Source organism: Bradyrhizobium sp. UFLA05-108, from assembly GCF_059803455.1.
On sequence record NZ_JBANAZ010000072.1, the window covers coordinates 18424 to 30646 of the forward strand.

Genomic DNA, 12223 nt, shown 5'->3' on the forward strand with positions numbered 1-12223 from the left:
CGCCGGCCTATTCGAAGTTGGAGAAGTTGGAGAGCAGTATCTTTACCAGGATGATCTGGAACGCGATCGGGATACGCACGCTTCGGCGCCTGATCGACCGCTGCAACGCGCCGGCAATCTCGGTGCTGGTGAGAGCGCCGGAGGCGGCGTTGGCGATCAGCCGCGTCCACATCTCCGACAGTGATCCGCCGGGGTGGATCGTCGGCTTGATCGTGACGCCGCAGCCCTGCGCCCAGGCGATGATCTCGCGTGTCGTGTGCGGACCGCAATTGCGCGCGGTCGCAAGACGCTCGGCGGTCAGCGCGAGCAGAAGCTCGCGTGACGGCGACCAGTTGCCCTTCGGCGGCTGCTCGCCCGTCAGCTCGACCGCAAGCTCCTTGAGCACGTTCTGGGCACGGACGCTCAGCGTCTTCATCGGACCAGGCGCCGGGTTCGACTGACCGGCCGGCGAGCTGCGCCAGCCGTCCGGTCGGTTGCGCGCCTCCGGGTTGCGCAGCGCGTCGAGCGCCTGCGGCATCATTCGCTGGCCCTCGCCGTCGGCCGCAGTCCGGCCCGACTCCCGCGGCCAGGATCGCCGCTTCCTGGCCCTCGCCGTTCTCGTTTGCCGCGTCATCTCGCCTGCCGAACCCAGAAGCACGTACTCATAAAGACTAATATATATCGTTATACGATATGTTTTTGCGAGACAATTTTCGTCGTCCTACGAAAGGCGAAATTGACAGCGGGCCATCACAAGCAATGCTTGCGGCAAGAGCTACACGGGGATGTGACACGACGCGCTCGGCCGGTCGGACCGGATGAGCGCGGCAAACGGTCACGCCCCAAACAAACCATGCTCGGGAGGAACTTGATCATGACGGACAGCTTCATCAGCCGCGGCCTGCATTCCAGACTCTCGCGCCGACGCTTGCTGCAAGGCAGCGCCGGCATCATCGGCGGCTCGCTGCTGCCGGCGATGCCCGCACTCGCCGAGGACAAGCCGGCGCTCGGCACCTATCCGGCGGGCGCCTCGGGTTCCTCTGTCTTCATCGGCATCTCCGTGCCGCGCACCGGCACCTATGCGGTGCAGGGCGAGGACGAATTGAAGGGCTACCAGCTCGCGATCGAGCACATCAATAGCGGGCATGATCTGATCAAGAAGATCTCGCCCAAGACCAGCAAGGGCGTGCTGGGCAAGGAGCTGAAATTCGGCGTCGCGGATTCCGCAGCGAAGCCGAACGAAGCGGTGCAAGCGCAACAGCGCTTCATCAGCGAGAACAAGGCGATCATGATCACCGGCGGCACGTCGAGCGCGGTTGCGGTCGCACTGAACAAGCTCGCCCAGCGCGAGAAGGTGATCTTCGTGTGCGGCATCTCCGGCTCGAACGACACCACCGGCAAGGATTGCGTCCGCTACGGCTTCCGCCAGGATTTCTTCGGCCAGACGGCGGCCGCCGCGATCGGCCCGGTGATGGTCAAAGCCTTCGGCAAGAACAAGAAGGCGGCCTACCTCACGCCCGACTACACCTACGGGCACACCGTGACCAAGTCGATGCAGGATTTCCTGGCAAGCGCGGGATGGACGACCGCCACGAACCAGGTCGCGCCGCTCGGCGCGCCAGACTATTCCTCATATCTGCTCAACGTCGCGAACTCCGGCGCCGACGTGCTCATCAACGTCAACTGGGGGCACGATGCCGTGCTCTCGACCCAGCAAGCCAAGCAGTTCGGCGTGCTCGACAGGATGAAGCTCGTGATTCCCTACCAGGTGCCGTTCATTGCGCGCGAGACTGGCGGCCTGATGCAGGGCGTCTACGCCGCGACCGACTATTGGTGGACGATCGAGGACAAGTTCCCGCTTGCCAAGATGTTCAACGACGCCTTCGCGGCGAAGTACGGCTACAAGCCGGAATGGGGCGCGGAGAATGCGTATATCAGCTTCGCGCACTGGGCCCGCATGTGCGAGGAGGCTGGCAGCTTCTATCCGCCTGATGTCATCAAGGCCTATGAGAAGGGCGAGACCATCCCCTCCTTCGTCGGTGACGTCCACTACCGCGCCGAAGACCATCAGTGCGTCCGTCCTGTCATCATCGTCAAGGGCAAGATGGAAAAGGACATGAAGAACAAGGAGGACTACTACGACGTCGTCGAGATCGTCCCCGGCGACGGGCTGATGCAGAAGCCGGACGCGTTCGGCTGCCATCTCGGCGAATACTCGTGAGCCTGGGTTGACCCCTGTGACGCCGCAGGCAGTTGCCACGCCTGCGGCGTCAGCCTTTTGCGGATCGGCGCGTCGGTCCGCATGACACGGAATCAAGACGCATTCATGATCAGTTGGCCCAATCTCATCTCCCAGCTCTTCAACGGGCTCGCGCTCGGCGCGCTGCTCGCGCTGATCAGCTCAGGCCTCACCATCATCTACGGCACGCTCGGCGTGTTGAACCTCGCGCATGGCGCGATGTTCATGATCGGCGGCTACGCCGGCTTCGTCGCCTTTGAGTACACCCACTCGTTCGTCATCGCCGTCATCGCCGGTTCGCTGTTCGTGATGCTGCTCGGGGTCGCGATGGAACGGGTGATCATCCGGCATTTCTACCAGCGACCGCATGAAGACCAGCTTCTCGTCACCTTTGGCCTCGGCATCTGCTTCGTCGAGATCGTGCGGCTGATCTTTTCCAGCCAGTCGCAGATCGTCCCGCCCCCACCGTTGTTCCAGGGCATCACCAATCTCGGCTTCATGTTCTATCCGACCTATCGCCTCGCCGTGGTCGGCATCGTCGCGATCGCGCTCGGCGCGCTGTTCCTGGTGCTCTACCGGACCCGGCTCGGCATGATCGTGCGCGCCGGCATCGAGGATTCCGTGATGGTGGATTCGCTCGGCATCGACGTCTACCGCGTCTTCATGGTCGTGTTCGGCATCGGCGCGATGGCCGCCGGATTTGCCGGCATCATCAACGCGCCGGTGGTGTCGCTGACACCGGGCGTCGGCGACGACATTTTGGTCGAGACCTTCGTGGTGGTGGTGATCGGCGGCGTCGGCTCGTTTCCGGGCGCTATTCTGGGCGGCCTGATCGCCGGCGAGATCATCAGCGTCACCTCCATGTTCAACCCCGGCTATGCCTATGTGATGCTGTTTGCTGCGATGACGCTCGTGCTCGTGGTGCGACCGCATGGCTTGCTCGGCGTGCAGGGGCGCGAATGAGTAATGCTCTGATGCCCAAGCAAGCGAAGTCCCGGCAGCTTCCCTATCTGATCGAGATCCTGACGGCGGTCGGCCTGATCGTCGCGCCGGTCGTGCTGCCCCATCTTGGCTTTGCGCCGAACACGGTGAACCGGATCCTGGTCTGGGGCCTGTTCGGCCTCGGCTTCGACATCCTGTTCGGCTTCACCGGGCTGCTGTCGTTCGGCCAGTCCGCCTTCTACGGCACCGGCGGCTTCGTCGCCGCCTGGCTTCTGACACGCGCCGGCTTCGGCAACGTGCTGGGCGCGCTGATCATCGGCATGATCGCCGCGGCTGCGACCGGCTACCTGATCGGATTGATTGCGCTACGCCGCACCGGCATCTACTTCGCCATGATCACGGTGGCGATCGCGGAAGTGTTCTTCTTCGTCGAGTTCAATCCGCTGGCCGACTTCACCGGCGGCGAGAACGGCCTGCCGGGCGTGCCGACACCTAGCTTCGATCTCGGCTTCGTCACGCTGCACTTCACCAATGGCTGGTCGCTCTATCAGTTCATCGCCCTCTGCTACTTCATCGGCATCGTGATCGCGCTCAGGATCGTGCGCTCGCCGGTCGGCGCGATCTTCAGCGCGATCCGCGACAATCCGCTGCGTGCCACCGCGGTCGGCCACAACATCCACGGCTACAAGCTGACCGCCTTCGTGATTGCCGCAGCCTATGCCGGCTTTGCCGGCGGGCTGCTCGGCGTGCTGCAAGCCTTCATGCCGCCTGACGCCTTTACGTTCGACACCTCCGGCCAGCTCGTGATGCAGACCGCGATCGGCGGCCGCGGCACGCTGTTCGGACCGCTGGTCGGCGCCGCCGTCTGGCTGTTCCTCCAGGATTTCCTGCAGGCCGCGATGGGGTTAGGTGCCGCCTGGAAGCTCGTGCTGGGCGTCGTCTTCGTGGCTTTGGTCTGTTTCCTGCGCGGCGGTATCGTCGGTGGCCTCATCGATCTCTACGGCCTCGTCACGGGCGAGCGGGCCACGGCTCCGGCGGAGGAAGCGCCCGTCGAAGCAGACTGGCGGGCCGCGGAGGCCGAAATGGCGGAACGAGCGCCGCTCGTTGCTGCACCGGCAGGCGCCAGATACGACCACCGCCAGGGTCCAATCCTTCAAGCCACGGGCCTGACCAAACGCTATGGCGGCCTCGTCGCCAACAGCGACATCGACTTCAGCGTCAATCACGGCGAGCTGCGCGGCATCATCGGTCCTAACGGCGCCGGCAAGTCGACCTTCTTCAAGATGCTGACCTGCGAGATCGCGCCGACCTCGGGCCGCATCGTGTTCGAGGGCCGTGACATCACGGGACAGCGCATCACCGACGTCTGCCAGCTCGGGCTGACCAAGAGCTATCAGGTCAACCAGCTCTTCGCTGGCCTGACGGCGCGGCAGAACCTGACCATCGCGGCGCTTGCCAAGCTCCGCGGAAGATTCCGGCTCGACCTGTTCCGCAAGGTTTCGAGCGTGAGGGGGCTGACCGAGCAGGTGGAGCATACGCTTCAGCTGGTCAATCTGGCCGCGCGGGCCGACACTCCGGTCGCCGAGCTCGCCTATGGCGAGAAGCGACGGCTGGAGATCGGGCTGGCGCTCGCCACCTCGCCCCGCCTGCTGCTGCTCGACGAGCCACTCGCGGGCATGAGCCCGCGCGAGAGGGTCGAGACCGTCCGTCTGCTCAAGGCGATCGCGCGCGACCGCACCATGATCATCATCGACCACGACATGGATTCGCTGTTCGAGCTGGTCGAGCGGGTCACCGTGCTGCAGGAGGGCCGCGTGCTGCTCGAGGGCACGCCGGAGGAAATCAGGACCAACGCCGCCGTGCAGGAGGCCTATCTCGGCGGCGTGCATGGAGAGATCGCTGCATGAGCCTGATCGAGGTCAACGGCCTGAACAGCTATTACGGAGACTCCCACATCCTGTTCGACGTCGCCATGCGCGTCGAGCGGCACGAGGTGGTCGCGCTGCTCGGCCGCAACGGCGCCGGCAAGAGCACCACGTTGAAGAGCCTGATGGGCGTGGTGAGGCCGCGCAGCGGCACCGTGATCTTCGACGGCACCGACATCGCCGGACGCCGCAGCCACAGGATCGCGCGGGCCGGCATGCAGCTCGTCCACGAGGAACGCCGCATCTTCGGCAGCCTCAGCGTCGAGGAGAATATCATCATTGCCGGCTTCACCGCGGAAAAGCGCTGGCCGCTCGATCGCATCTACGAGATGTTTCCGCGGCTGAAGGAGCGGCGCGGCAATCGCGGCAACGAGCTCTCTGGCGGCGAGCAGCAGATGCTGGCGATCGCACGCGCGCTGGTGCGCGATCCCAAGATCATCCTGCTGGACGAACCGTTCGAAGGACTCGCTCCCGTGATCGTCCGCGATCTCGTCAAGGCATGCGGCGATCTCGCCGCGGCCGGTCAGACCATCGTGCTGGTCGAGCAGAATCTTGCGGCGACGCTGGCGCTCGCCAAACGCATCTACATCATCAACAACGGTCATATCGTGCACGAGGGCCCGGCGCAGGAGCTGAAGGCGCAGCCGCAGCTCCTGCAACGCTGGCTCGGCGTCTGATCCGCCGCGCCGGATCAAGCGCCGAGCGCGGCGATCAGCCGCCTGGCGTGCTCGGCGAGCACCGCGGCATCCTCCTGTCGCGTCTGCGGCGGCAGCAATTCGACGCCTGCCCTGACCGGCATGACGTGCACGTGCAGATGCATGACCACCTGCCCGCTCGCGGGCTCGCTGAATTGCTGGATGATGATGCCCTCGGCGCCGAACGCCTTCATCGCCGCAATCGCGATCCGCTTGGCCGCACGTGCCACCTCGGCGAGATCGTCCTCGGCGATGTCCAGGATGCCGCGCGCGGGCGCCTTGGGGATCACCAGGGTATGGCCGGGCGAGCGCGGCATGATGTCGAGAAAGGCCAGCACATGGTCGTTCTCGTAGACCTTGAGGCAGGGGATTTCGTCGCGCAAAATCTTTGCGAAGACATTCTGAACGTCATAGGTCGTCATGGCTGTCACCGTGCATTTTCGCCGATCAAACGCGACCGCTTCCGTTGACGCAAGCATGGCCATCGTCCTATCCACGTGGCGAGGCAGGATGGTCCAGCGGTGACAGATTTCGTTCCCGGAAGCAGCATCGAGAGTACGCGGCGCATCCTGGCGGCGCGGCTGAGATCGGCCGCCATCGGCGAGGCCGAGATCGAGGCGCGTCTGCTCGTCGGAGCTGTGCTGGACCTCGATCTGACCGGGCTGATCACGCAGGCAGACCGGCCGCTCACGGCGACCGAGGCCTCGCAGCTCGAACGATACGCGCAGCGGCGCCTCGTCGGTGAACCGGTCGCGCGCATTCTCGGGGCCAAGGAATTTTGGGGCCTCACCTTTCAGCTCTCGGACGCAACGCTGGTGCCACGGCCGGACACCGAGACCGTCGTCGAGCTGGCGCTGGAGATTTTTCGCGAAGGTCCGGTATCCGGAAGGCCGCCACGGATCGCCGATATCGGCGTGGGCTCGGGCGCGATCCTGCTTGCGCTGCTGCATGAGATTCCGGATGCGTTCGGTGTCGGCACCGATGTCAGCCTGACCGCGCTCGGCACCGCAAAGAGTAACGCCGCAGCACTTGGCCTCGCCGACCGTTCCGCCTTCGTCGCCTGCTACTACGCGGCTGCGCTCGCGGGTCCCTTCGACCTGATCGTGTCGAACCCGCCCTACGTTCCCTCGGGCGACATCGCCAATTTGAGCGTCGAGGTCCGCGACTTTGATCCGCGCCTCGCGCTCGACGGCGGCAATGACGGCTTCGACGCCTACCGCGCCCTGATACCGCAGGCCGCTCAGCTTCTGGCCCCGGGCGGAGCGCTGGTGGTGGAGGCCGGACAAGGTCAGGCTCGCGGCATTGAAACCTTGATGGCAGCTGCGGCGTTAGGAGTGGAGAGGCCACCCAAGGCTGATCTGGCGGGCATCTTAAGGGCCGTGTCGGCCCGAAAAATGCCCCCATAAAAGCCCGATTGGACTACAAAAACCTCTTGGAATATCCCGTGGGAACGACTACGTTCCGGTCAAACATCGGTGCCGGCCCCGTAGACCTACGGGCGAAAGCCGGGCTCTCAAGGCGAGAGCTGCACTGGATTGAAGGTTCCAAGCCGCAGGTCCTGTTAAGCGCGATGGCCCGTGGAGCTGCGCTGCTTTCCGACCGCAAAGTGAACGAAAGCCTGATATTGCGCTTGAAGATTTACGCAAGAAACCAGGGCTTGTTTCGGCAGGCAGAATGAATGGGTTCGCCGGCGATGGGCGTCGGCGGGTGGGAACGCGTCTTTGTTGAACGCGATGGTCAACGACATCGGCAGGAACCTTGGTCGGGACGTGGGCAGGGATTCGAGCCGCGCGCGGCGCGCGTGCCAAACCTGCGCCGCAGCAATTTAGGTCACTCTCAACAGCAGTAACGCGTACGAACTTTTCAAGGGCTGGAATTAAAGGCAGGACATGAGAAACGGTCAGAACAAGCAGCGGATGCGCAACCGGAATAACAACAACAATAACCGGCGCGGCCAGAACCCGATGACCCGGGTTTACGAGTCCAACGGACCCGACATCAAGATCCGCGGTACCGCCTCGCACATCGCCGAGAAATATCTCCAGCTCGCGCGCGACGCGCGCTCCTCTGGAGACCCCGTGGCAGCCGAGAACTACTATCAGCACGCCGAACATTATTTCCGCCTGATTGCCGCAGCTCAGGAGCAATTCCGCCAGAACCAGCAGCAGCCGCGCGGCGGTGAAGAGGTCGTCGTCAGCGACGACAGCGATGACGATGGCGAGACCTTCTCCAATTTCGGCCAGGAGCCCGGCTTCGTCCCGCAGCCCCAGCAGCAGCAGCAGCCCTATACCCGCGAGCGCGACCATCAGCGTGATCACCAGCGTGGCGAGGGCCAGCCTTATCAGCGCGACCAGCAGCAGCCGCGCGAGCATCGCGAGCGCGACCACCGTCCGCAGCCGCAATATCAGCCCCAGCCGCAACCGCAGAACCAGCCGCAGCCGGTGATTGCGGATGCCGGCAGCGTCGATCGCCTGCCCTCCTTCATCACCGGCGCACAACCGCAGGTCAATGGCGGCCAGGGCGGCGGCTTCGAAGGCGGCGGCGGTGGCGGTGAGCGCTATCCGCGGCGGCGCCGCCGGCCGCATGGCCCGCGCCCCGAACGCGAGGCAGCACCGGCCGCCTCGAGCGACGATCTCGCTCCCGGCGAATAAAGCCGCAAAAGCCCGCTTCGATTTATCCGACATGAAGAACGCCCCGGCTCGCCGGGGCGTTCTGCCGTCAGCTCCGCGTCACCGTCGTCGAGGACGGCACCAGCACGGGCTTGAGCGAGGGGATCAGCCGCGCGCGTTCCCGCTTCGCCGGGATCACGCGATAGACCTGCTTGGTCGCTTCCACGATGTGCACGCCGGCGAACGGCAACGACAGCGAGGCGCCCGCGCGCTCCCACATCAGCGCCGACTTCAACAGCCAGCCGCCGGCATAGGGCGGCATGAACAACGCCTCGCCCCAGGCGGTCGGGGTGAACCAGGTCTGGCGCAACAGGTCGGTGATCTGTGCGCGCGAATACGGCCGACCATGGCCGAACGGCGTGTTCTCGGTGCGCGTCCACACCCCGCGCCGGTTCGGGATAATCGCAATGACGCGGCCCGATGGCGCCAGCACCCGCCACACCTCGCGCAGCAGCGCCGCCGGGTCGTCGCAGATCTCGAGCGCATGGACGAGCAGGATGCGGTCGACCGCGGCATCCTGCAACGGCAGCGAGAACTCATCGACCAGAGAGGCCAGCGCGGGCCGCCCCGTCGGCCATTTCAAGACGCCCTGGGCCGCCGGCATGAAGGCGATGCAGCGCTCGGCGTCCTCGCGGAACAGGCCGAGATAGGGGGTGGGATAGCCGATACCGAGGACTCGCTGCCCCTCCGCCTTCGGCCAGCGTTCCCTGATCGCGCGATTGATCAATTGCCGCGCCACGATCCCGAGGCGGCGCGAATAGAAGTCACGCAGATCAATGACATCGATGCTCATGAGCGCAATGTAACATGTGCCCGGCGGCCTGGGCGCGCGGAATATTGCATTGCCTGCGCAACGTTAACGCCATATCTGTTTGCCGGGGCTGAGCGCGATGGAGATATCATGGCCGCCGAAATTCGTACTTTCACCTGTTTAAACGACAATTTCGGTTATCTGATCCACGATACGGAAACCAAGGCAACCGCCTCGATCGACGCGCCGGAAGCCGGGCCGATCCTGAAGGCGCTGGAGCGCGAGGGTTGGACGCTCACCGACATCCTGATCACCCATCACCATGGCGACCATGTCGGCGGCGTCGCTGAGCTGAAGCAGAAATATAATTGCCGCGTCGTCGCGCCGCATGACAAGACGACGAAAATCGCCAATGTCGATTTGCGTGTCGTCAATGCCGACGTCATCAAGGTCGGCAGCCTGCTTGCGCGCGTGCTGGAAACGCCCGGTCATACACTCGACCATATTTCCTACGTGTTCGACGCGGAGAAGACGGTGTTCGCCGCCGACACGCTGTTCTCGATCGGCTGCGGGCGCGTGTTCGAGGGCAACTACCCGATGATGTGGGATTCGCTCCTGAAGCTGCGGGCGCTGCCCGACGACTTCAAGCTCTATTGCGGCCACGAATACACCGCCTCCAACGTCAAGTTCGCACTCACTATCGAGCCCGACAATCCGGCACTCCAGGCCCGCGCGGCGGAAGTTGCAAAACTCCGCGCCGAGAACAAGCCCACCATCCCCTCACTGCTTGGTGATGAGAAGCGAGCAAATGTGTTCCTGCGCGCCGATGACCCCGCGGTTGCAGCCAAGCTACACATGAAGGGCGCTGATGGCGCCATCGTGTTCGGCGAGTTGCGCGAACGCAAGAACAAGTCCTGACGGGGGAGTAATGTCGACCGCTGCCGAGATCATCGCGCGCCTTGAACTGCGACCCCATCCCGAAGGCGGACACTACCGCGAGACGTTTCGCGATCAGAGCACTGACACCAACGGGCGGTCGCGCTCAACCCTGATCTATTTCCTGCTCGCACGCGGCGAGCGCTCGCACTGGCATCGAATCGATGCGGTCGAGACCTGGCACTACTATGCCGGAAGCCCGTTGACGCTGCGCATCGCACATGAAGGCTGCACGCAGCACGAGGTGCGTCTCGGCACGGACCTCTTGGGCGGCGAGCGGCCGCAGGCGATCGTGCCGGCGCAGGCCTGGCAGATGGCCGAGACATCGGGCGAATGGACTCTGGTCGGCTGCACAGTGGCGCCCGCGTTCGAGTTCGCAAAGTTCGAGCTCGCGCCGAAGGGCTGGGAGCCATAGAGGCGATCGGGAATCGGGTGGGAACTGCCGGTCGCGCGCCCTATCACGCCGCTCCTCACAACAGGAGCGACCGATGCACGGCACTTTCGACACTTCGCACATTCACATCGAGCCGGCCATTCTCTATTTCGGAACGCCGGTCGTCCTGATCGGCACGACCAATCCGGACGGGTCCTACAATCTCGCGCCGATGTCCTCGGCCTGGTGGGTGGGCTGGCGCTGCATGCTCGGGCTCGCGCGGGAATCGCAGACCACCACCAACATGCTTCGCACCGGGGAGTGCGTGCTCAATCTGCCGTCCGCCGATCTCGTCGGCGCCGTCGATCGTCTGGCGCGGACCACCGGCTCCGATCCGGTGCCGCCGGCCAAGGCCTGGCGCGGCTACCGCTGCGTGCGCGACAAGTTCGGTGTCAGCGGATTGACCGCGTTGGCGGCGGAGACAGTCGGCGCACCGCGCGCCGCGGAATGTCCGGTGCAGATGGAGGCGAAGCTCGCGCACGTCCACGACATGGCGCAGGACGACGAGATCTTTCGCGGCCATTTGACCGCCATCGAGGTGCGCATCACGCGCGTGCATGCGTATCCTTCCATCATGATGGAGGGCGAGAATAACCGCATCGATCCCGACAAATGGCGGCCGCTGATCATGAGCTTCCAGCAGTTTTATGGCCTGACGTCTGAGCGATTGCAGCGCTCCGAGCTCGGACAGATTCCGGAAGCGATGTACCGGCCGCAGGGCTGGCGGCCTAGCGCGGCCTGATCGGCTTCCACAACAGCAGGTCCTTCGCCGCGATCAGGCCGCCACCGGCGATCAGGACCGCGGCGATGGCGATGCTGGCGCTGGCCTTCGCAAAGCCGGCCGCGATGAGGAACGCGGTCGAGAGCAGCGGCGTCGCGTAGGACGCGGCGCCGAGCACGCGGATGTCGCCGCGCTTCATGCCGATGTCCCAGGCGTAGAACGCGGCGCCGACTGGACCGATTCCGAGCGCAAACACCGAGAGCCATTGCAGTGTGGTCTCGGGCCACAGCGTGGTTTCGAGCGCAGCATGCATCAGTGCGGCAAGCAGCGCAGTGGCAAGGCAGAAGCCGGCGACCGCATCGGTCGGCACGGCTTTCAGTCGGCGCGAGAGCACCGAATAGCTGGCCCAGACGAACGCCGCGATGAAGGCGGCGATCAGCCCCGGCAACTGGCCTTGCGCAAAGCCAGACGAGTTACCGGCGAACAGCAGCACGGTGCCGACGAGGCCGAGCACGGCACCGACGACGTGATGCACGGCGAGACGCTCGCCCGGCAGGAACGACGAGAACAGCACGATCAGCAGCGGCCAGAGATAATTGAGCAGACCCGCTTCGGCCGGCGGCGCGAATCGCAGCGCGAGAAAATAGAGCGCGTGATAGCCGAACAGGCCGCCAACGCCGACGGCCCACACGACGGGCGGCTGGCGTAGGCTCGCTGCCACTCCACTGCGGCCGATCCAGGTCAGGAGACCGACGACACCGGCGATCGCGAACGTCATCGCTGCGAGCTGGAACGCGGGGATCTTGCCGGTCGCGACCGTCATCACCGCGAGCAGGGACCACATCAGGATTGCGGTCAATCCGATCAGCGTCGCGGAGCGGGGAGTCATCAGAGAGGATACCTCGTCATTCCGGGATGGCGCGACAGCGCCAG

General features: G+C 64.7%; 13 protein-coding genes. 9 read left to right on the top strand and 4 right to left on the bottom strand.

From position 1 onward, the window contains the following. Window positions 1–7: 7 nt before the first annotated feature. Window positions 8–520 (bottom strand): hypothetical protein, encoded by a 513-nt coding sequence (locus SO140_RS36820; protein WP_449382655.1) that lies wholly within the window; start codon window positions 518–520, stop codon window positions 8–10. 333 nt (window positions 521–853) lie between these two features. Between SO140_RS36820 and SO140_RS36825 the strand changes: the two genes are divergently transcribed. The 4 genes from SO140_RS36825 to SO140_RS36840 all read left to right on the top strand — a co-directional run bounded on the left by SO140_RS36825 (window position 854) and on the right by SO140_RS36840 (window position 5762). Then, window positions 854–2200, top strand: coding sequence for a substrate-binding protein (locus SO140_RS36825; protein WP_449382656.1), 1347 nt, complete (start codon window positions 854–856; stop codon window positions 2198–2200). A gap of 105 nt (window positions 2201–2305) precedes the next feature. After that, entirely contained in the window at window positions 2306–3181 is an 876-nt protein-coding gene (locus SO140_RS36830; RefSeq protein ID WP_449382657.1) for a branched-chain amino acid ABC transporter permease, read from the top strand. Window positions 3182–3192: 11 nt separating this feature from the next. Beyond that, window positions 3193–5067 carry a branched-chain amino acid ABC transporter ATP-binding protein/permease gene (locus tag SO140_RS36835; protein WP_449382658.1) on the top strand — a complete coding sequence of 625 codons (1875 nt, stop codon included), beginning with the start codon at window positions 3193–3195 and terminating at the stop codon, window positions 5065–5067. Then, a complete protein-coding gene (locus SO140_RS36840; protein ID WP_449382659.1) occupies window positions 5064–5762 on the top strand; it encodes an ABC transporter ATP-binding protein in 699 nt (232 codons plus the stop codon). Before SO140_RS36835 ends, SO140_RS36840 begins: the two co-directional genes overlap by 4 nt. 14 nt (window positions 5763–5776) lie before the next feature. Here the strand turns inward: SO140_RS36840 and SO140_RS36845 are convergent, their stop codons facing one another. After that, complete coding sequence (locus SO140_RS36845; RefSeq protein ID WP_449382660.1) at window positions 5777–6202, bottom strand: HIT domain-containing protein; 426 nt, start codon at window positions 6200–6202, stop codon at window positions 5777–5779. A gap of 99 nt (window positions 6203–6301) precedes the next feature. On the opposite strand from SO140_RS36845, the gene prmC reads away from it, so the two are divergent. Both prmC and SO140_RS36855 read left to right on the top strand, forming a co-directional pair. Further along, window positions 6302–7186 carry a peptide chain release factor N(5)-glutamine methyltransferase gene (prmC, locus tag SO140_RS36850; RefSeq protein WP_449382661.1) on the top strand — a complete coding sequence of 295 codons (885 nt, stop codon included), beginning with the start codon at window positions 6302–6304 and terminating at the stop codon, window positions 7184–7186. 483 nt (window positions 7187–7669) lie between these two features. Beyond that, on the top strand, window positions 7670–8431 hold the full coding sequence (locus SO140_RS36855; protein WP_449382662.1) for a DUF4167 domain-containing protein: 762 nt from the start codon (window positions 7670–7672) through the stop codon (window positions 8429–8431). Window positions 8432–8498: 67 nt separating this feature from the next. On the opposite strand, the gene SO140_RS36860 is transcribed toward SO140_RS36855, so the two are convergent. Next, on the bottom strand, window positions 8499–9242 hold the full coding sequence (locus SO140_RS36860) for a class I SAM-dependent methyltransferase (protein ID WP_449382663.1): 744 nt from the start codon (window positions 9240–9242) through the stop codon (window positions 8499–8501). 108 nt (window positions 9243–9350) lie between these two features. On the opposite strand from SO140_RS36860, the gene gloB reads away from it, so the two are divergent. The 3 genes from gloB (at window position 9351) to SO140_RS36875 (ending at window position 11311) form a co-directional block, all read left to right on the top strand. Beyond that, window positions 9351–10118: a hydroxyacylglutathione hydrolase gene (gene gloB / locus SO140_RS36865; protein WP_449382664.1), complete on the top strand. Its 768-nt coding sequence runs from the start codon at window positions 9351–9353 to the stop codon at window positions 10116–10118. A gap of 10 nt (window positions 10119–10128) precedes the next feature. Continuing rightward, complete coding sequence (locus SO140_RS36870) at window positions 10129–10551, top strand: cupin domain-containing protein (RefSeq protein ID WP_449382665.1); 423 nt, start codon at window positions 10129–10131, stop codon at window positions 10549–10551. Between the two features lie 73 nt (window positions 10552–10624). Next, window positions 10625–11311, top strand: coding sequence for a flavin reductase family protein (locus tag SO140_RS36875; RefSeq protein WP_449382666.1), 687 nt, complete (start codon window positions 10625–10627; stop codon window positions 11309–11311). Here SO140_RS36875 and yddG read toward each other — a convergent pair. Further along, window positions 11298–12179: an aromatic amino acid exporter YddG gene (gene yddG / locus SO140_RS36880; protein ID WP_449382667.1), complete on the bottom strand. Its 882-nt coding sequence runs from the start codon at window positions 12177–12179 to the stop codon at window positions 11298–11300. The genes SO140_RS36875 and yddG overlap by 14 nt on opposite strands. Window positions 12180–12223: the final 44 nt, after the last annotated feature.